Source organism: Urbifossiella limnaea, assembly GCF_007747215.1.
Taxonomy (GTDB): domain Bacteria; phylum Planctomycetota; class Planctomycetia; order Gemmatales; family Gemmataceae; genus Urbifossiella; species Urbifossiella limnaea.
The window spans coordinates 1,619,774-1,638,946 of sequence record NZ_CP036273.1 but is presented as its reverse complement, the minus strand read 5'-3'; the positions used below and the strand labels follow the sequence as shown (position 1 = coordinate 1,638,946).

Sequence of the window (19,173 nt, the reverse complement as noted above, 5' to 3'; positions counted from 1 at the left end):
CGGGTCGCCGGGCGGCCACTCAGCCCTGCGGGTTGCGGTTGAACTTCTGGTACGGCAGCCGCACCCCGGCGACGAACACCTGGTCGGCCCGCAGCACCGTCGGCGGCACGTCGAACCCGACCGCCCCGCCGGCCGTCACCACGTCGTCCTGGTCCACGCCGTCGCCGCTGACCCCGAGCCCGCCGATCAGGCTCCCGCGGTACAGCGGGGCGCTGCCGGGGAAGAACACGACCCCGTTCTGGTTCAGGACGTTCGTCGGGTCGCGGAAGTTTGTGCCGGGGTTGAAGGCGTCGTACCCCAGCACGCTCCGGTAGGCGGACGCCGGCAGCGGGGCGCCGACCGTGCGGGCGAACAGCGGGTCGGCCCCGCCGTCGAGCAGCTGCGAGAACGGGCCGGGCGGGGCGCCGTCGATCCCCTCCGGGAAGTGCGGCAGCGACAGGTAACGGAACGTGCGGTTGGTAAACGCCACCCCCGCCGGCAGGCCGGGCACCTGGTCAGCCGGCTGGAGCTTCGCCGGGTCGGCGTAGTACGTCACGTTTCGGGCCTTCGCCACCGCCACGTCAATCGAGAAGACTGTGGCGTCCGGCATCCGGTACAGGCCAACCACCTCGCCGGTCAGGTCGGTGACGGCGAACACCATGCGGGTGCGGCTGCCGAGCGGCAGGCGGATCGCGGCCCGGGTCAGGGTCGCCTCGGCGAGCCCGTTGGCGATCGCCGCTTCTACCTCGGCCCGCGTCACGCCGACGCCGTCGTGCGGCCGCACCAGCCAGCCTTCCGGTACGGGCGCGCCGGCGCGGAGGAGCACGTCGTCGGCCGTGTTGGGGAGGCCGTCGGGACCGGCGGCCACCGGGCGGTTCGTGCCGTCGGCCGGGCTGCCACGCCCGACGGCGTTACCGACCGCGAGGACGGCGTCGAGCCCGCCGAACGGGCCGCCCGGCCCGACGATGTCGAGGGTGATGCCGACGAGGTCAATGCGGCCGAACGGCAGCCCGAATCCGAAGGGCAGCGGCACCCCGCCGAGCGGCCCGACCGGCGTCTGCGTCGCGTAGCCGCCGACCGCCGCGACCGCGACCCACTCGGCCTCCAGCGACCGGTCCGGCAGCGCCGGGTTGTACGTCGTCGAGAGGGCCGAGTTCTCCTCGGTGGCGAACCCGGTGCGGCCGGGGAAGAACACGCCGACCCCGCCGACCACCTGGCCGTTCTTGAAGACCGGGACGCCGCCCGGGAGCGTGGCGACGCCGCGGTTCTGGGCGCCGCGCGCGAGCCGCGTCTCGAACCCGTACGAGTCCGGCGGGGCGAGGGACTGCCCGGCCGGGACGAACGCCGGGTCGGCGTTGAACCGCTCCGCCAGCCGCACGTCGTCGGCCGTTCCCTTGATGCGGTCGGGGCCGACGTGGTAGGTGCCATCGCGGTTGGTGTGCTCGATCCCGAACAGGTCCACCTGCGGGGTGAACGCGATCCCCGGCGGGAAGTGCCCGGCGATCCCCACGGGTGCCACGAACCCCGGCCCGCGGACGGTCGAATTCGGGTCGGTGACGCTCGGATTCGAGTTCACCTCCCGCTCGGTTATCGTGCTCTGGCTGATGAACTGGACCGTGCGCGACGTGAGCGGCGCCTGGTTGTTCCCGAAAAACGCGCCCGTGCGGGCCTTCGACACGGCGCCGTCCACCGCGAACACGAGCCCCTCGGGCGTCGTGGTGACCTCCGCGGCGACCCGGCCCTCGACGCGCACGCCGAGGATGCGGCCGTTCCGGTCCACGACGGCGATGATGGCGTCGGAGCTGGCCGACGCCGCCGCGGCACGCGCCAGGAGCGCGTCCACCTCGTTGCCCGCGAGCGTCTGCTGGGCCGCGTCCACGAGCGGCGTGCGGATGGGGTCGAACGGGACGACGGCCTCGCCGAGCCGAGCGCCGCCGAGGTCGAAGCGGCGGACCGGCGTGTCGGTGGCGACCGTCGGCCAGGCTACGACCTGCCCCGCCGTCACGCCCACAGTCACGCCGGTGCGAGTGGCCGGGTCGAACGCGAAGAAGCTCGCCAGCTCGGACCCGTCGAGCCCGGAGAGCAGCCTCACCCGCGGGCCAGAACCCGACCCGGTGCCGGTGACGACCTCGGTCCGGCCGTCCCCGTCCAGGTCGCCGGCGGCGACCCGGACGCCGTGCCGCGACGTGTCCTCGTAGGCGAAGATGTTCAGCACCTCGGCGTGATCCGGGGTGCCGCGGACGGCTCGTACCCGCGGCCCGCCGCCGACGCCGGTGCCCAGCACCATCTCGGCGCGACCGTCGCCGTCCAGGTCGCCGGCGGCCACGAACACGCCACCGCGGAACGCCTCTTCGTAGGCGAAGAAGGCGTCCCGTTGCGCCGCGCCGGTCACCTGCTGAGTGACTGGGTCCACGAGCACGTCGAACACCTTGACCAGCGGCCCGCCGCCGTTGCCGGCGCCGGTGATGATTTCCGGTCGGCCGTCGCCGTCGAGGTCGCCGACGGCCACGTCCACGCCGCCGGCGAACGAGGGCTCGTAGGCCAGGAACGACGCCACCGGCAGCCCGGTCGCGCCGTCCACGACCACGACCCGCGGCCCGCCGCCCGGCCCGGGGCCGGTGACGACCTCGGGGGCACCGTCGCCGTTCAGGTCCCCGACCGCCGCCCGCACCCCGCCGGCGAACGTGTCTTCGTAGGCCCGCACCCGGCCGACAACCGCGGTCGTCGCCGGGTCGATGAGCGACACGTCGGGCACCGCGCCGGACATCGCTCCGAAGGGGATCGCGTTCGGCGCGACGACGGCCGGCTGGTCGCGGCGTTCGAGCACCTCGACCCGGAGCGCGGCGTGACGTTGGGGGTGGTGGGTCATCCTGATCCTTGGGGAAGATGCGACCGCCGGACGTCGGACGACCGACGCACCGGGGACGCCGCCGACGCGAGCGTCCCGGTCGGTTGAGTCGATCAGAACGGTTAACGAGCCGTGCGTCACCTGCGGTTCTGCGACCGCGGCTGACCACCTTCACCTCACGCCGGGCCGGTAAAAACGGGTGAACACCCGGCTACGCACTCACCGAGGTCGCACGTGAGAGCTACATCGCATAACCCACCCCACCGCCTCGTCCTACCCCTACGGGTTGACCCCTGCCCAGCGCAACGCGGTCGATCTACTTGCCGCCGGGAACCACGACACTGAGGCCGCCGACACGGTCGGGCCGAACCGCGTCACCGTCACCTGATGGCGGCTGTACTCCCCGAAGTTCCAGGCGGCGCTGGCGGACCGCGGGGCCGCAGTCTGGGGCGCGACGGCCGACCGGCTCCGGGCGCTGATCCCGCAGACCCTCGATGTCCTCGCCGACGCGCTGCAAGACGCCGACACTCCTGCTCGGGTATACGTGACCCTAAGCAGCCGGCCGTAGTTGTTTCCCAGGTTCTGGGCGGAGCTTTTGGGCATAGGAGTTGAAGCCCTGCTCGACGGCCGCCCGCAGATCGGACCGGGTGGCGTAACTGCGGGTCGGGATCTCGTGGTGCTTGACCTGCTTGAACACGGCCTCGATCCGGTTCAACTCGGGGCTGTACGCCGGCAGGTAGTACAGGTAGACCCCCGACTTCGCCAGCTCGGGCCGGGCGGCCTTGACCACCTTGCTGGTGTGGATCGGGGCGTTGTCCAGAACCACCACCCGGGGTCGCCCGACCGCGGGCCTCCCCCGCAGGTAGGCCACGAGGTCGTCCGACGTGAGCGTCCGCTCGAACGGCACGGCATCCAAGCGGGGGGCCGGGCCGAGCGGCTCGTAGGTGGCCAGGACGTTGACCCGCCGACCTTGGGGGTACTCGTACCGGACCCGCTTCCGCTGGCCCGGCAGGCACCACGAGTACCCACCGGGCAGCGACGGGGCGAACCCGCACTGGTCGAGATAGTCCAGGACCAGCCGGCCCTCCCGGGCCTTCCGTTGCAGGCCGCCCAGGACGGCCGCCGCCCGGGCGACCTTGGGCCGGTTCTGCTTGTGCTCCAGGGTCGAGGCCGTCCGCCGGTACCCGGCCCGCAGTCGGGCGAGGTACCGACGGACCTGACGGGCACGGAGCCGGATCCCGTTGGGGCGGAGGGCGTCGGCCAGTTGGGCCGCCGTCCACGTCCGGTCCTGGCCGAGCAGGTCGGTCAGCCGGGCGGCCACCTGATCCCGGCGGGCGTAGTTGGGGGCCGGCCCGGGCTTGCCGGGGTAGAGGGCCGGCACCCCCCGGGCGTTGAACCCGTGGATCACGGCCCGGGCGGTCTGCGGGTCACACCCGAGGTGCCGGGCGATCCGGGGCGGGGACCACCCGGCGTCGGACAGCAGGACCATCTCCAGCCGATCCCGTACCCGGGGCGGGAGGGGGTCCCGCCGGAGAGCCTGCAACTCGGACTGCGTCGCAACGGTGAGGTGAACGCGGATCATGAAACATGGTACGCAATCGGGGCCAACTGCTTAGCAGTACTGAAGCTGGCCTGACCGATCCCCCTGGCGCCCGCCGGGCTGACCGACCCAGACGAGATCGCGCGGGGCGTCGTTGAGGCGGAACGACAGCGGTTCCATGACAGTGACGAGGAGATCGACCCCCGCGATGGACTGCCCGATCTCGACACCCACACTAAGGCTGTCCGCAAGCGCCTCGCTCGACTGGCCGAGCCTGCCGCTACACCGGCGGATTCCGAAGGGGTCTCCGTGTCACCGAGGCACGCGCCGTTTGCATTTGATGGCGATGCCAGCCGGCGCGTGCGGTGGTTCGACGAGGCGCGAGTACGGTCAGCGACGCCCGTCCGGAAACTCGTCGCCATCCGCAAAAAAGCCTAGGAAAGCGCGACCTTCGCCGATCTTGACGAAACCTGTCTAGCGTGCAGAAACGTTAGAAATCCTTGGAAAAACAGCGATTCCAAGCATCTCGTCGTTGTGGTTGTGGTTCTGGATGTCGCGGGTTCGAATCCCGTCAGTCACCCTCGCAAACTTCGGCTCTGCAAGGATTTCCGCGGCCGCCGTTTATGCGACCGACGCGACCGACGCGAGTCTCGGACTGTGTCCGTAGACTCGCGTCGGTCGCGTGATTTATGAGGGTGCGGGTTCGGACTTCCCGTCCATCGATCGGAAGTGATGCCGCCCCGGCCGCGCCCGGTCCCGAAGCCGGCCTAGTCGGCGATCCCGACGCCGGCGCCGGATAATCTCCAGCCGCGTTGCGACCCCCGACCGGTGGCGAACCAGCCGTCGGTCAGGGGTCGAATCGCGGGACGGTGAACTCAAGTCACCGAGACCGGTGTCACGACGCTGTCCGCCTGGTTCCCGGCCAGGTCAATCACGCGCGCCGTCACCGCGTAGTCGCCCGACGTCCCCGGCGGCAGGGCGTAGGACCACGCCGAGAAGTCGCCGCCCGCCGAGTCGTCGGTCGCGTCGAAGAACAGCGGGTCGTTGCTGGTGAAGGCGCCGGTCACTTCGTCGAAGTAGAGCCCACCCCCGGCGGACTCGCGGAGGCTCACCAGCACCCGCGCCACGCCGGACCCGCCGGCGTCGGTCGCGGTGCCGCTCACGCCCCCCGTGCCGGCCCCGTCCACGGTCGCGGTCGGGGCCGAGCCGTCGACCACGAGGACGAACAGGGCGGAGGGATCGCTCGCGTTCCCGACCTCGTCCGTGGCTACGGCGGTGACGGTGTATGCCCCGTCGGCCAACGCGTCGGGTCCGGTCAGCGACCAGGCGCCGGTCGTCGCGTCGGCCGCGACCGTCCCGAGCGAGACCGGGCCGGTCCCGTCGTCGGCGACCACCTCGACCGTGCTCCCCGGCTCGGCGGTGCCCGTGAACGTCGGCTTGGGGTTGCTCGTCACCCCGTCGGTGTCGAGGGCGCCGGTGTCGGTCGCCGGGTCGAGCCCGGTGATCGTCGGCGCGGCGGGCGCGGTGTTGTCGGCCGTGAACGCCGCCGACGGGCCGGCCGCCGGGGCCGCGTTCCCGGCCGCGTCCGTCACCGTGCCCGCGGCGATCACGATGCCGATTGTGCCGTCGCCGGTGACACCCGTGACGGTGACCGTCCACACCAGCCCGGAGCCAGCCACGGACACGGCCCCGCCCGCGGTGCCGGTGATGTCGAGCGACACGTCAGCGTCGGTCAGCGTGACCGTCGGGGCCGTGGCGTCCGCGTAGGTGACGGTGAACGTGACCGGGCCGCCGGCCGTCAGCGGCACGGACGGCGCCGAGATCATGACCGTCGGGGCCGTGGCGTCCACGACCAGCCCGCCGGTCAAGGTCGTGGTCGCGCCGTTGCCGAGGACGTCGGTCGCCGTCACGACGACGTCGTAGGTGCCGTCGGCGATGTCCGTCGGCACGACGGCCGACCAACTGGTGCCGCTCACAGTCGCGGGGATGGTCTGGCCGTCCACGACGACGCTGACTGTCGCGTCCGGGTCGTCCACGGTGCTGGTCAGCGTCGGCGTCCGACTGGTGGTGGTGAGCGGGTCCGCGGCCGCGACCGGGGCGGTGCCGTCGAACACGACCGAGACCGAGTTCGACACGACGCTCGCGTTCCCGGCCGCGTCCGCGGCGGCGCCGGCGGTCACGGTCACGATCACGGGGCCGTCGCCGGCCGGCGTCACGTCGAACGTGTACGTGAGGCCGTCCGTCGTGGCGATCCCGGACGCCGTGCCGTTGGTCACGTCGAGGCCGCCCACGCCGAAACCGCTCACGACCTCGGAGAACGTGACCGTGAACGCGAGCGGCGAGGCGCTCGTCGGGTCGGCGGCGGCGGTCGAGAGCGTCGCGGTCGGGGCGGTGCCGTCGTACTCGACGGTCGCGGTGGTCGAGGGCGTGTTGTCGTTCCAGGCCGCGTCCTGCGCCGCGCCGGCGTTCACCGTCACGCCCACCGGGCCGTCGGCGTCCGCGGTGACGCTCACGGTGTAGCTGTTGCCGGCGCCCGGGGTCACGCCCGTCACGGTGCCGCCGGTCACGGTCAGGCCGGTCTCGTCGAACCCGGTCACCGCCTCGCCGAAGTCCACGGTGAACGAGATCGGGTTCGCGTTCGTCGGCCCGGTCGGGGCCGTCGCCATCGCCGTCGGGCCGGTCAGGTCGACGACGAGGCCGCCGGCCGCCGTCGTGGTGCCGCTGTTGCCGAGGGCGTCGGTCGCGGTCACGACGATGTCGTAGGTGCCCTCGCCGAGGGCCGTCGTCACGTCGGCCGACCAGCTGTTGGCGGTCACGGTCGCCGTGTACGTCTGGCCGTTGACGACGACCGTGACCGTGGCGGCAGGGTCGTCCACGGTGCCGGCGAGCGTCGGCGTCGGGTTATTGGTGGTGAGCGGGGTCGCGGTCACGACAGGGCCGGCGGAGTCGAACGTGCGCGTGACCGTGGCCGAGGCGGTGCTGGCGTTCCCGGCCGCGTCCGTCGCCGCGGCCGGGAACGCCAGCACCGACACGGTGCCCTGCGCCTGCGGGGCCACGCCGAAGGTGTAGGTGCGGGCGTCGACCTGCGTGAAGCCGGTGATGACGGCGTTCGGCACGCTCAGGCCCGCGGTGCTGAAGCCGGTCACGTCCTCGTCGAACGTGACCGTGAACGGGATCGGCGAGGTGCTCGTCGGGTCCGGCGCCGCGGACGTGAGGGTCGGCGTCGGGGTGGTGGTGTCGATCACCAGCGAGCTGGTCGCGGACTTCACGTTGCCGACGGTGTCGGTCGCGGTCGCGGTGACGGTGTACGTCCCCTCGGCGAGTGCGGCCGGCAGCGTGACCGACCACGTCGTGCCGCTCACGGCCGCTGCCGGCCGCGGGAGAGACGATCACGTCGGCGGTGCCGTCGCCGTTCACGTCGCCGATCGCCAGATTCAGCCCGCCGGTGAAGCCGTCGAACGGCGAGATCACGAACTTCGGCGCGCGGGTGGCGGCGTCGAACACCGTCACCGACGCGGGCGCCCCGGCCGCACCCGCCACGGCGAACACGCCGGCCGGCGTGACGCGGTCTTCGAGCCCCTCGACGCGCAGCACCGGCCGGCGGCCCCGGGCCGCAGCCGTTGCCAACTTCTTGAGGACGAGCCGTCGCCAGATCGAACCCAGCATCGTGAGCTCCCCCGAAGTTGAACCCGGTTGCTATGCTGCTGACGAGCGGCGCCGCGCCGCGGATTCGTGAGAACGGTCGGCGACGCAGGTGGATCCGATTGCGGCGGTACGGTGGTTGCGGGTGGCGGTTGGCAAACCGGGTGCCGTCCGCCGGACCGCGGCATGGGCGGGCCACCCTCCCATCACCGGGCCGCCCCGCGGACGGGCGCGGAACCGCACATAACCCTGGAATTCCCAGGCTGACGGCGGGGTGACAGGGCGGTGTCACCACGCCCCGCCGGGGGCGCGACCGATACAACCGGAATGAGGCCGCGGGCCGCGACTTTCACCGCGCGGGCCGCTCCCGTCGTGTCCCCGACCGAGGTGTCCGGCACCTGCACAGCACGGTCCAGGGTCCGCACAGCAAGGAGCCGGCATGAAGCCCCGACTGGTCCCCCGGCTGCTGCTGCCGGTGCTCGCGCTCAGCGTCCTGCTGCTGGTCACGGCGGTCGGGTCGGCGTGGTACCTGCGGAGCATCCAGCGGCAGCTCTCGACGGCGCTCGAGGAGAACGTTGCCAGCGTAGTGTCGGGGCAGCGGCTGGAGAGTACGGTCCGGGAGATCGACGCCTCGCTCGACCGCTACCTCATCACCGGCGACCCGGCGCACCTGGAGGCCGTGCCGGACCTGGCCGAGCGCGGCCGCGACGCGCTCCGCGAGGCGGAGGCGTGGGCGTTCACCGACCGCGAGCGCGAGCTGATGGGCCGCGCCCGCGCCGGGTACGTCCGGCTCGCCAGCGGCGCCGGGGAAGCCGCACGGACGCCGCGGGCGCCCGACACCCGCGGCCGCGTCGCCGCCGTGGCCGTGCTCCCCGAGAGCGAGATCCTCGGCCCGGCCCGCGAGTACCGCCGGCTGAACGAGGACGCCCTCGCCGGCACCAGCCGCGCCACCCACGAGCTCGCCGACCGCCTCACCGTCGTGCTACTCGCGCTCGGCCTGTGCGGCGCCGGCGGCGGGCTCCTCGGCGGCTGGGTGCTCACCACCGGCCTGCGGCGCTCCATCGAGCTCACGGAGGGAAGGATGCGCGGGGCCGCCGCCCGCCTCCGCTCCGTCGTCGCCGTCCCCGGTGCCGACGGCGACCCGGCCGAGGCCGTGGAAGTGTCGGTGACGGCGGTGCTCGACCGACTCCGGCAGGTGGAGCGCGACGCCCTCCGCGCCGAGCAGCTGGCCCTGGTCGGGCAGATGGCCGCGGGCGTGGCGCACGAGGTCCGCAACCCGCTGATGGCGATCAAGCTGCTGGTGCAGGCCGCGGCCGACCCGCACCGCGCGGCCCCGTTCCGCCCGCGCGACCTGGCCGTCATCGAGGGGGAGATCGTCCGGCTCGAAGGGATCGTTTCGGGGTTCCTCGACTTCGCCCGCCCGCCGGCGCCGGACAAGCAGGTGGTGGACCTCGCACCGGTCGTGACCGGTGCCGTCGCCGCCTTCCGCGGCCGGGCCGACCTCCAGAAGGTGGCGCTCGTCGTGGACGTGTCGGCGGCGGCGCCCGCGGTCCACGCCGACCCGAACCAGCTGCGGCAGGTGCTGCACAACCTCGTCGGCAACGCCCTCGACGCCCAGCCCGGCGGCGGCGAGGTGCGCGTGACCGCGGCGGCGGCCGGCGGCGACGTGGAGGTGCGCGTGGAGGACCGCGGCGGCGGCCCGCCGGCCGACCTCGGCGAGCGCATCTTCGACCCGTTCGTCAGCACGAAACCGACCGGCGTCGGGCTGGGGCTGTCGATCTGCCGGCGGATCGTCGAGTCGCACGGGGGCGCGATCCGCGCCGTCGCCCGGCCCGGCGGCGGGGCCGTGTTCACCGTCCGCCTACCCCGAGGCAGTTGAGGAGTCTTCGGGAGGCTTCGGGAGTGGCGGAGTCCGGAAGGGCCGAGCTCCGCCACTCCCGAAGCCTCCCGAAGACTCCCGTAGACTCGCATCACGGAGGAGCCGTGCCGAAGCTGCTGATCGTCGACGACGAACCCGCCCTGCTCTACTCGCTCGAAGCCGGGCTCGGCACCGACGACCTGGAGGTCGTCACCGCCCAGACCGGCAGGCAGGGCGTCGACGCCGTCCTCGCCCACCGGCCGGACGCCGTCGTGCTCGACGTCCGCCTCCCGGACATGACCGGCCTCGAAGCCATGTCGCTCATCCGCGAGGTCGACCCGCGGCTGCCGGTGGTCGTCATCACCGCCTTCGCCGCCACCGAGACGGCCATCGAGGCCGTGAAGCGCGGCGCGTTCGAGTACCTCCTCAAGCCCGTGGACCTGGCCCAACTCCGCGAGGTCGTCGGCCGGGCCGTCGCGCTGCGGCGGATGCGCAGCGTCCCCGCCGTGCTCGGCGGCGACGGCGAGGCCGGCGACGAGATCGTCGGCCGCAGCCCGGCGATGCAGGACGTGTACAAGACGATCGGCCGCCTCGCCCCGGAGGACGTGACCGTCCTCATCCTCGGCGAGAGCGGCACCGGCAAGGAGCTGGTGGCCCGCGCCGTGTACCAGCACAGCCGGCGCGCCGACGGGCCGTTCCTGGCGATCAACTGCGCCGCGATCCCGGAGACGCTGCTGGAGAGCGAGCTGTTCGGCCACGAGAAGGGCGCCTTCACCGGCGCCGACCGGCAGCGCGTCGGCAAGTTCGAGCAGGCCGACGGCGGCACCCTGTTCCTCGACGAGGTCGGCGACATGAGCCTCGCCGCGCAGGCGAAGCTGCTGCGCGTCCTCCAGGAGCGCCGGTTCGACCGCGTCGGCGGCAGCCGGGCCGTGGCGACGGACGTGCGCGTCATCGCGGCGACGAACCAGGACCTGGACGCGATGGCCGCCGCCGGCCGCTTCCGCCGCGACCTGCTGTACCGGCTCAACGGGTTCGTGCTGACGCTGCCGCCGCTGCGCGCCCGCGCCGGCGACATCGCCCTGCTCGCCGGCCACTTCCTCCGCCGCGCCGCGGAGCGCCTCGGCAAGCCGCTCGGCGGCGTGTCCGCGGCGGCGCTCGCCGTGCTGGAGCGCTACTCGTGGCCGGGGAACGTCCGCGAGTTGCAGAACGTCGTCGGCTTCGCCGCCATCCACGCCGCCGGCGACGAGCTGACCCCCGAGTCGCTCCCGGCGTCGCTGCGCGGCGGCGCGCCCGTAACCCCCGCGACCGGCGAGGGGCTGGCGGACGTGCGGCGGCTCGTCCGCGACCTGATCGCCGCCGGCTCGCTCGACATTTACCGCCGCGTGCTCGCCGAGGTGGACCGGGCCGTGCTCGCCGACGTTCTGGCGCACGTGAACGGTAATCAGGTCCACGCCAGCGAGTTGCTCGGCATATCGCGGACGACCCTCCGCGCCAAGCTCCAGTCGATGAGCGGCCCGCCCGCGAGCCCGGAATGATTCTGCCGCAGGAGGGGGGTCGGGTCGCGGCAACATGTCACGCCGTCTGATCACCGCCGGTTCAAATACGCCTGCATAGCCCGCCACACTGTTCAGACGGTGAACAGCCCTGTCCACGTTCTGCACCGCACGCTCGACGTATCTCCTTACCAGTCATCTTTTTTTGTCGACGGCAACACGGTACTGTCCCGCCCGTCGGAGCTCCGCGAAGTGAGCTGAGGAGGTCAACATGCGACGCCGATTCGGATGGATGGTCGTGCTGAGTGCGGCGACGGTCACCGGGCTCCCCGGGGTCGGGCGGGCCGGGTGGCTGTCGCTCACGGCCGGGGTCGCCGGCTCCGTCGAGCCGCTCACCACGGCCGACCTGTGGTTCAACTTCCCGGGCGGGACGCCGACCGTCGTGGTGACGCAGGCGAAGGGGACCGGCACCGTCCAGGCGAACGCCGGCGGCGCGGTCACCCACTTCGGCGGGCTCGGCGTCCCCGTCCTGCTGACCCTCGCCGACGGCACCGCCTACCTCGCGGCGGGCGAGTTGCCGCCGGGCGTGACGGCCCGCACCCCCGCCGGCGTCCCCGCCGGGTCGGCGTCGTCCGCCACCCCGGTGACCGGCGCGGAGGTCCCGTCGAACGCGGTCCTGCTCGGCGTCACCGCGGGTGACGACGGCCTCACCTTCGCGCTGACGGACGGCACCGGCGCGGCCCTCGGCTCCGGCACGCTGGCGGTCCCCGCGGGCGGGTGGTGGGTGGCCGGCCTCGGGGCGGACGCGAAGCCGAACAGCGGCCCGATCGACCCCCCCGGCGACCCCGACCCGGTGCCGACCGAGCCCGCCGAGCCGACCGACCCGGGCACCGTGCCGGGCGTTCCCGAGCCGGCGACGCTGCTGCTCGGCCTGATCGGCGCGGGCGGGGTGGTGGTCCGGCGCCGCTGGTTCCGACCGGCGGCCCGGGCGGCGCGGCGGGCGTGACAACGGGGTGTCACGCCCCGCGGACGCTGGCGAGCGCCTGAATGGAGCGGATCAGGTGCCGCGCCTCGGCCTCGGCCCGCCGGCGGCCCCGGCCCCCCGCCGCCGACGCCACCAGATAGGCGTGCGCCCCGAACCGGTAGTAGTACACCAGCCCCTCCGCCGTCTCGTAGGCCACCCGCACGTTCTCGCCCTGCCGCGCCGGCCGGACGTCGGCCGACAGTTTGGCCATCGCCGCCGGGAACTCGTCCACGCACGCCCGCCACCGGGCCTCGTCGAGCGGAAGCCGGGTCGCGGTCGTCGCCACCCGCTCGCCGCCGCGCACCACGACGTAGCTCACCGCCGACAGGCCCCGCATCACCCCGTACTCGACCGCCTCGCGGACGCCGCCGAACACCTCGCGCCGGCCGTAGACCCGGCACAGCAGCCCGGCCGCCATGCACCCCACGGCCACCGCCAGCAGGCCCAGCCGCAGCCCGCCGAGCGTGCGCAAGTCCAGGTGAATGCCGGTCGCCGCCAGCACCTCCGGCACGTCCACGCCGTTGTTCGCCAGCAGGTCCACGACGAGCGGGTACTGGCGGACAAGCTGGCCGAGCACGCCCCACACCGACAGGAACACGCCGGAGCACTCGAACGCGAGCAGGTAGGCCCGGCGGTTCCGCAGCGCCGCCCGCAGCCACTGCTGGGCGTGACGCTTCACCCACGGGACGAGGACGTAGAGGGCCGTGCCGGAGACGGCCAGCAGGGAGGCGGCGGTGTCGAGGGCGACGGCGAACCAGTGCATGAGTTCATTCCACGTCGGCGGCCCGGTGGGCGCTGGTGCGCAGGGTGATGGCGCGGACCAGGGCGCGGACGTCGCGGTCGCACGAGTCGTCGTTCATCACCGCCTGGTCGAGCGTCGCGGCGAACAGGAAGCGGGTGGGGTGGATGCGGGTGAAGAAGAACCCGCCCATGTCGATGTCGAACACCGCCCGCACGTTCTCGCCCTGGCCGGTCGCGGTGAACGCGCGGTCGAGCCCCGCCAGCCCGGCGTGCAGGTGGACCGCCGCCCGGTCCCACTCGGCCACCTGCCCCGCCGCGGCCGCGTCGTCGGCGTCGGCCGTGACGAGCGCGAACCGGCGGAGGTGCCGGCCGAGGTGCGGGTCGGTCGAGCACAGCACCTTGACCGGACCGTCGGTCGTCAGGTCGAACAGGGCGGCGTACTCGATCGCGTCCGACCACTGCACCACCTCCTCGAACGCCTCGGGGAGCGTCAGGAACTCCTCCCGCGCCCGGTGGGCCAGCCCCGACAGGCCGGCGACCAGCCCGACCGCGCCGCCGGCCCACATCAGTTCCTCCCACGCCGGCAGGACGAACGCCGCGGCCAGCGCGGCGCTGATGCCGAGCGGCCAGAACAACCGGTTCTGCGTCCGGTGGAACATCCGCGACGGCATCGCCGCCAGCCACGCCACGCCGAGCACGCCGCACCCGGCGGCCAGGTACAGGACGGCCATCTGGCCCGGCGGCACGGCCCCGAGGATGAACAGCATGAGCCCGACAACGCCGGTCGGCCCGGGGGGCACGAACCGGAGCCAGGCGAGCGGAGGGACGCGGAGGAGGAACATCACCGGGCGACCGGGGTGGGTGGGACGGGGCGATTGAACCGCGGGCGGGCGGGCGGCCCCGCGGGGTGATTCGCCCGTCACGGGTCGGGATTGTGCCGGTCGCCGGCCCACTTCTCGGCCGGGCCGTCCAGCGGTCGAACGCCGCGTTGCCCGCGCCGCCGTCCCACGGAAACGGCCTCACTTCGCCGCGAGCGCCTTCAGCGCGTCGGCCGCGGAGAGCCGGCCGCCGTGGGTCGTGCTCACCCGGGCGAACGTCACCTTCCGGTCGGTGCCGAGGGCGAACGTGGACGGGTACGCCGTCTCGTTCTTCGCGTCCCACCGGAGCCCGTAGGCGTTCGTGAACGTGTAGTCCGGGTCGAGCAGGACGCGGAAGTGGGCCGGGTAGTCGCGCCCCTTCACGAACTCGCCCGCCTTCTGCTTCAGCCCGGCGCCGGGGCCGGGGTACACGAACGCCACCGTGGCCCCGGCCTTCTTGAAGTCGTCGGCCTTGCCGAGGAACTCGCCGAACTGCCGCGAGCAGATGGGGCACTGGTAGCCCGGGTAGCCGCGCAGGACGACCAGCACCACCGGCCCGCCCTTCGTCAGGTCCGACAGCTTCGCGCGCCCGCCGCCGAGTTCCTCCAGGTCGAACTCCTTCGCCTGCTGCCCGACCTGGGGGCCGGGGTCGGCCGCGAGCACGCCCCCGGCCCCGAGCAGCACGCCCATCAGCATCGCTCCGAATCGCCGTCGCATCGTCGCCTCCCGGGAAGAGCATGCCTCGTCCCGCCGGTCGGTCCGGTGGAGCGAGGAGTGTGATTGTACCGCGGGCAGGTGCCCACTTCCTGGCCGGGCTGCCCAGCGGCTGAACGCCGCCCCTCACGCCCGTCGCCGTAACCGCGCGTCCCGCCGTGACGTCGGGCTGTCACGACCCGAGCGGCACAGGGATTGCCTGATTAAGCCTCGACACATCCACTCCCCCCCTCCCCCGGAGAACCCGTCATGTGCCGTCTCCTGCTGGCCGTTCCGCTCGTGCTCGTGCTCCTCCCCCTCGACGCGCCGCGGTCGTTCGCCCGGCCGCCGAGCCGCCCGGTCGAGGAGGCGTTCAACACCGCCGACGGCGTGCGCCTCAAGGGGCTGTTCCACCGCAGCCCGCGCGGCGACAAGCAGGGCGACGCGGTGGTCGTGCTCCTGTACCCCCCCGGCCCCGACCGCGACATGCTCAAAGGGAACTGGGACGACCTCGTCGGCCGCCTCAACGACGCCGGGTTCCACGTCTTTCGATTCGACTGGCGCGGCCACGGCGGCAGCACCGACATCGTGGACCCGCTCGGCGACAACTCCCCGTTCACCGGGTTCTGGACGAACACCATCACCGGCGGGTGGAACCAGCGCTACGTCCGCGGGTACAACCGCCGGCCGGCCAAGAACGAGCTGCGCGTCAAGACGGACATCAACCCGAGCCGGTATCTCCCGGTGTACGTCAACGACCTGGCCGCGGCGCGCCTCCATCTCGACCAGAAGAACGACAACGGCGACGTGAACACCAGCTCGGTCTACCTCGTCGGCGCCGGCGAGACGGCGGCGCTCGGCATGATGTGGCTGGCGGCCGAGTGGGCGCGGCCGGCGGTGGCGCCGCTGCTGCCGAACGGCCTCCAGTACAAGAGCGTGCCGCAGTCCACGCTGTACGCCCCCGACCCGCCGGCGGGGGCCGACGTCGCCGGCGCCGTGTGGCTCACCGCCGACCGCCCGGCGAGCGTCCCGGAGCCGACGGTGCGGGCGTGGGCGCGGTCGGCGACGAAGCTGCGCGACAACAACAAGATGCTGTTCCTCTATGGCGCCGACGACGGCGCGGGCGAGCGCGACGCGGAGTGGTTCTACCACAAGGTGCTGGTCGCCGACGGCACCCGGGAGCAGGTGCCGGTCGAGCAGACGTTTCTGTACCCGGTGGCGAGCACGCGGCTTATCGGGATGAACTTGCTCGGCCAGGCCAGTCGGCGGCTCACGCCGCTGCCGGAAGAGACGGTGCTGGACTACCTCGCGGCCCGGCAGAAGGACCGCGTCACGATGGTCCGTAAGACGCGGAACTACGTCACGCCGTACTTCGTGGACGTGAACTACTACCTCGGCCTGCGGTGACGTGCGGCGCGGGTGCGCAACACCTCATACGGTGGCCGCGACCAGTTCCCCGAGGACGGAGTCAAGGTCGGCGGCGTGGACCGGCTTCGCCAGCAGCGGCGTGCGGGTGAGGCGGCGGAAGGCGGCGACGGAGTACGGCGCCAGACCCGCCGACATCGCCACCCGCGCCAGCGCCGGCGCCACCGCGCCGAGCCCGGCCAGCACCCGCGCCCCCTGCAACCCCGGCAGCTGAAGGTCCACCACCGCGGCGCGGAACTCGGCCGGCCGCTCCTCGCACAGCCGCACGGCCGCGGCCGCGTCCTCGGCCACGCACACCCGCCAGCCGCGCTCCTCCAGCTCGCGCCGGAGGCGGTCGCGCTCCACCGGATCGGGGTCGATCAGCAACACGCCCGGTGCCTCGCTCATCGCGCCCCCTGGTGAATCACCCGCGGCGTTACCACCCCGCCCGGATGCGGCCGACCAACGACCGCGGCGCCGCACAGGCTCGCGGCCAGGCGGTGCAGCCCCGCCACGAACTCGTTCTGGTCCGCGACGCGGAGCCGGACCGCGGCCGGCGCCTCCGGGCCGACGCCGACCGTCAGCCCGCCGCGGGCGTTGACCGCCGCGACCGCCTCCTCGTCGTTCGCGCCGTCGCCGGCGAACACCACCAGCGCGTCGACGCCGGCCAGGCGGTCCACGGCGTCGCCCTTCGTCCACGCCCCGGCGAGCGCCACCTCGAGTGCTTGCGTCACCGCGCGGACGCGGAGCGGCGGGCAGTCGGGTGCGAGCTCGGCCAGCGCCTCGCGGGCCTCCTCGACGAAGCCCGCCGCCCGCGGCGGCGTCAGCTGCCGGTAGTGGACCGACAGGCACCCCGGCTTCCGCTCCACCCACGTGCCGGGGAAGCTCTTGACCGGCGACGACAGCGCCGTCAGTAGCGCGTCGGCGATGGCGTCGAATTCGGCCAGCGCCGGGTCGATTGCCTCCTCGGCACCGAACGAGATGTGCATCCCCCCGGACCCGGCGTACCGGAGGCCGGGGAGGCCGACGAGCTCGCGGACGGAGTCCAGGCTCCGGCCGCTCACCACCCCGACCGCCGCCCGCGGCAGCGCGGCGAGGCCGGCGAGCGCGTCGCGCGTCGCCGGGGGGAGGACCGCCAGCGCCGGGAGGGCGGCGATCGGGGTGAGTGTGCCGTCGTAGTCGAACAGTAGGGTCAGCGGGCGGCCGGCGCGGTATCCCGCCGCGGCCGCCGTCGCCCAGTCGTGCGCAGGCATTCGGGCCCCCTTCACGCGGGATGGGTGAGGACCGGGGCGGGGGCGAACCGGGCGGGCGCGGCGTCCGCGGGGACGTACACCCGCGGCACGGCGACCCGCGGCGCGGCCGGGCGCGGGCCGTGGTCCATCAGCTTCGACGCCTCGCTGAGCATCGTGCCGGCCCAGCGGTAGATGTTGTGGTCGGCCACCTGCGCCCGCATCCGCCGCATCCGCCGCTGCCGCTCCGCCGGCGGCATGGTGAGCGCCGCCAGCAGGCCGTTCGCCAGCCGGTCCACGTCGAACGGGTTCACCAGCACGGCGTCGGTCAGCTCCCGGGCCGCGCCGGTGAACTCGGACAGCACCAGCACCCCCTGCTCGTCGTCGCGGGCTGTCACGAACTCCTTCGCCACCAGGTTCATGCCGTCGTGCAGCGAGCTGACCACGCACCCGGCCGCGGCGCGGTACAGCGGGTAGATCAGCTCCGGCCCGGCGTGCTCGTTCACGAACACCACCGGCCGCCAGTCGGGCGTGCCGTACCGCTCGTTGATGTCCGCGGCGAGGGCGTGAATCTCGTCGGTCAGCGCGCGGTACTCGGGAAGGCTCGTGCGGCTGGGGGCGCCGAGCTGCACGAGGTGGAAGCGGCCGGCGAGGCCCGGGTGGAGGTCGAGGAGCCGCGCCACGGCGCGGAGCCGCTCGGGGATGCCCTTCGTGTAGTCCACGCGGTCAACGCCGAGCAGCAGCAGCCGGTCGCCGAGGTTGTACTTCCGCCGCAGCGCCGCCACCGGCGCCTCCCAGTCGCCGGCGAGGTGTTCCGCGGCGAGGTCGGGATCGACGCTGATCGGGAACGGCCGGACGCGGGTGGTGCGGCCGCCGCGGGTGACGCTGAACCGCTCGCGGCAGATGCGCGACTCGACCGTGCGGTCCACCGACTCCAGGAAGTTGTTGCAGTGGTACTGGATGTGGAACCCGAGCAGGTCGTTGCCGAGCATGCCGTCGAGCAGTTCGCCGGCCCACGGGCAGACGCGAAACGTCTCCGGGTTCGGCCACGGGATGTGCCAGAACTGCGCCACCACCAGGTCCGGCCGGGCGCGCTTCAGCAGCCGCGGCAGGAGGGCGAAGTGGTAGTCCTGCACGAACACGAGCGCCGGGCCGCCTCGCGCTTCCTCGAGGACGGCCGCGGCGAAGAGGTCGTTCACCTCTTGGTACGCTGCCCAGTGGGCCGGGTCGAACGTCGGGCGGTGGTACACCTGGTGGCAGAGCGGCCACAGGCTGCTGTTGGCGAACCCGTAGTAGTAGCCGTTCTCCTGCTCGGGCGTGAGCCAGACGCGGCGGAGGGTGTAGCTCGGGTCGTCGGGCGGCACGCGGACCCGGCCGCGGGCGTCGGACGACAGGCGGTCGGCGCTGCCGGACCCGTGAGCCACCCACGTCCCGCCGCAGGCGCGCATCACCGGGTCGAGCGCGGTCGTGAGGCCGCCGGCGGGGCGCATCAGTTCGACCGCCCCGTTGCGCAGGTTGTGGATGTACGGCTCGCGGTTCGCGACGACGATCAGCTTCGCCCCGCCGAGGCGGGTGCGGGCCGCGTCTTCGAGGCGGTCCTTGGTCCAGGCCACGCGGCCTCCGGGGTGCGGGAACGGGGCGAAGCCGTACTCCGGCGGCGGTCCGGGCATTCCAGTTGCGAAGAGCCATTAGGCAACGACCGTACCAGAGGCCGCGAACCAGCCCGCCGCAGCCCGAGATCGGCCCCGGAAAAACCCGCCCGCTCGGCCGTAACACCCTGCCCCGGTTGTCGGTTAAGATGAATCCGTGTGTGCCGGGGTGGTCACGGCCAAGGGCCGGGGCTTCGGCCGATTGGTGATCAGCCC

At 73.4% G+C, this 19,173-nt stretch carries 14 protein-coding genes; 5 read left to right on the top strand and 9 right to left on the bottom strand.

The window, feature by feature from the left end:
• Positions 1–19: 19 nt before the first annotated feature.
• From ETAA1_RS06590 to ETAA1_RS06580, 3 genes are all read right to left on the bottom strand, one after another.
• On the bottom strand, positions 20–2,848 hold the full coding sequence (locus tag ETAA1_RS06590) for a heme-binding protein (protein WP_145235401.1): 2,829 nt from the start codon (positions 2,846–2,848) through the stop codon (positions 20–22).
• Between the two features lie 529 nt (positions 2,849–3,377).
• Positions 3,378–4,409, bottom strand: a complete 1,032-nt coding sequence (locus ETAA1_RS06585; RefSeq protein ID WP_145235399.1) for an IS630 family transposase — start codon at positions 4,407–4,409, stop codon at positions 3,378–3,380.
• Positions 4,410–5,242: 833 nt separating this feature from the next.
• Entirely contained in the window at positions 5,243–7,729 is a 2,487-nt protein-coding gene (locus ETAA1_RS06580; RefSeq protein ID WP_238389386.1) for a beta strand repeat-containing protein, read from the bottom strand.
• Between the two features lie 83 nt (positions 7,730–7,812).
• Between ETAA1_RS06580 and ETAA1_RS31570 the strand changes: the two genes are divergently transcribed.
• From ETAA1_RS31570 to ETAA1_RS06560, 4 genes are all read left to right on the top strand, one after another.
• The gene (locus tag ETAA1_RS31570) at positions 7,813–8,103 is read left to right on the top strand and encodes a hypothetical protein (protein WP_202920996.1); all 291 of its coding nucleotides are present in this window, start codon (positions 7,813–7,815) and stop codon (positions 8,101–8,103) included.
• Between the two features lie 345 nt (positions 8,104–8,448).
• Complete coding sequence (locus ETAA1_RS06570; protein ID WP_145235394.1) at positions 8,449–9,888, top strand: sensor histidine kinase; 1,440 nt, start codon at positions 8,449–8,451, stop codon at positions 9,886–9,888.
• Positions 9,889–9,992: 104 nt separating this feature from the next.
• A complete protein-coding gene (locus tag ETAA1_RS06565; RefSeq protein ID WP_145235392.1) occupies positions 9,993–11,402 on the top strand; it encodes a sigma-54-dependent transcriptional regulator in 1,410 nt (469 codons plus the stop codon).
• Between the two features lie 229 nt (positions 11,403–11,631).
• On the top strand, positions 11,632–12,366 hold the full coding sequence (locus tag ETAA1_RS06560) for a PEP-CTERM sorting domain-containing protein (protein ID WP_145235391.1): 735 nt from the start codon (positions 11,632–11,634) through the stop codon (positions 12,364–12,366).
• A 10-nt stretch (positions 12,367–12,376) separates the two neighbouring features.
• Here the strand turns inward: ETAA1_RS06560 and ETAA1_RS06555 are convergent, their stop codons facing one another.
• The 3 genes from ETAA1_RS06555 to ETAA1_RS06545 all read right to left on the bottom strand — a co-directional run bounded on the left by ETAA1_RS06555 (position 12,377) and on the right by ETAA1_RS06545 (position 14,699).
• Complete coding sequence (locus ETAA1_RS06555; RefSeq protein ID WP_145235389.1) at positions 12,377–13,147, bottom strand: hypothetical protein; 771 nt, start codon at positions 13,145–13,147, stop codon at positions 12,377–12,379.
• 4 nt (positions 13,148–13,151) lie between these two features.
• Positions 13,152–13,967, bottom strand: a complete 816-nt coding sequence (locus ETAA1_RS06550) for a hypothetical protein (RefSeq protein WP_145235387.1) — start codon at positions 13,965–13,967, stop codon at positions 13,152–13,154.
• A gap of 177 nt (positions 13,968–14,144) precedes the next feature.
• A complete protein-coding gene (locus tag ETAA1_RS06545; protein WP_145235385.1) occupies positions 14,145–14,699 on the bottom strand; it encodes a peroxiredoxin family protein in 555 nt (184 codons plus the stop codon).
• Positions 14,700–14,945: 246 nt separating this feature from the next.
• On the opposite strand from ETAA1_RS06545, the gene ETAA1_RS06540 reads away from it, so the two are divergent.
• Positions 14,946–16,082 (top strand): alpha/beta hydrolase family protein, encoded by a 1,137-nt coding sequence (locus tag ETAA1_RS06540; protein ID WP_145235384.1) that lies wholly within the window; start codon positions 14,946–14,948, stop codon positions 16,080–16,082.
• A 24-nt stretch (positions 16,083–16,106) separates the two neighbouring features.
• On the opposite strand, the gene ETAA1_RS06535 is transcribed toward ETAA1_RS06540, so the two are convergent.
• From ETAA1_RS06535 to ETAA1_RS06525, 3 genes are read right to left on the bottom strand one after another with little or no spacing between them, the layout of a single operon-like run.
• Positions 16,107–16,487, bottom strand: coding sequence for a response regulator (locus tag ETAA1_RS06535; protein ID WP_145235382.1), 381 nt, complete (start codon positions 16,485–16,487; stop codon positions 16,107–16,109).
• A complete protein-coding gene (otsB, locus tag ETAA1_RS06530) occupies positions 16,484–17,332 on the bottom strand; it encodes a trehalose-phosphatase (RefSeq protein ID WP_145235379.1) in 849 nt (282 codons plus the stop codon). The genes ETAA1_RS06535 and otsB overlap by 4 nt, the downstream gene beginning before the upstream one ends.
• Before the next feature lie 11 nt (positions 17,333–17,343).
• Positions 17,344–18,921: an alpha,alpha-trehalose-phosphate synthase (UDP-forming) gene (locus ETAA1_RS06525; RefSeq protein WP_145235377.1), complete on the bottom strand. Its 1,578-nt coding sequence runs from the start codon at positions 18,919–18,921 to the stop codon at positions 17,344–17,346.
• Between the last annotated feature and the right edge of the window lie 252 nt (positions 18,922–19,173).

Excerpts from the sequence above, each read along its gene's own strand:
- ETAA1_RS06540 (WP_145235384.1), top strand. The coding sequence starts at position 14,946 with ATGTGCCGTCTCCTGCTGGCCGTTCCGCTCGTGCTCGTGCTCCTCCCC.
- otsB (WP_145235379.1), bottom strand. The coding sequence starts at position 17,332 with ATGCCTGCGCACGACTGGGCGACGGCGGCCGCGGCGGGATACCGCGCC.
- ETAA1_RS06535 (WP_145235382.1), bottom strand. The coding sequence starts at position 16,487 with ATGAGCGAGGCACCGGGCGTGTTGCTGATCGACCCCGATCCGGTGGAG.
- ETAA1_RS06585 (WP_145235399.1), bottom strand. The coding sequence starts at position 4,409 with ATGATCCGCGTTCACCTCACCGTTGCGACGCAGTCCGAGTTGCAGGCT.
- ETAA1_RS06570 (WP_145235394.1), top strand. The coding sequence starts at position 8,449 with ATGAAGCCCCGACTGGTCCCCCGGCTGCTGCTGCCGGTGCTCGCGCTC.
- ETAA1_RS06560 (WP_145235391.1), top strand. The coding sequence starts at position 11,632 with ATGCGACGCCGATTCGGATGGATGGTCGTGCTGAGTGCGGCGACGGTC.
- ETAA1_RS06555 (WP_145235389.1), bottom strand. The coding sequence starts at position 13,147 with ATGCACTGGTTCGCCGTCGCCCTCGACACCGCCGCCTCCCTGCTGGCC.
- ETAA1_RS06550 (WP_145235387.1), bottom strand. The coding sequence starts at position 13,967 with ATGTTCCTCCTCCGCGTCCCTCCGCTCGCCTGGCTCCGGTTCGTGCCC.
- ETAA1_RS06545 (WP_145235385.1), bottom strand. The coding sequence starts at position 14,699 with ATGCGACGGCGATTCGGAGCGATGCTGATGGGCGTGCTGCTCGGGGCC.
- ETAA1_RS06590 (WP_145235401.1), bottom strand. The coding sequence starts at position 2,848 with ATGACCCACCACCCCCAACGTCACGCCGCGCTCCGGGTCGAGGTGCTC.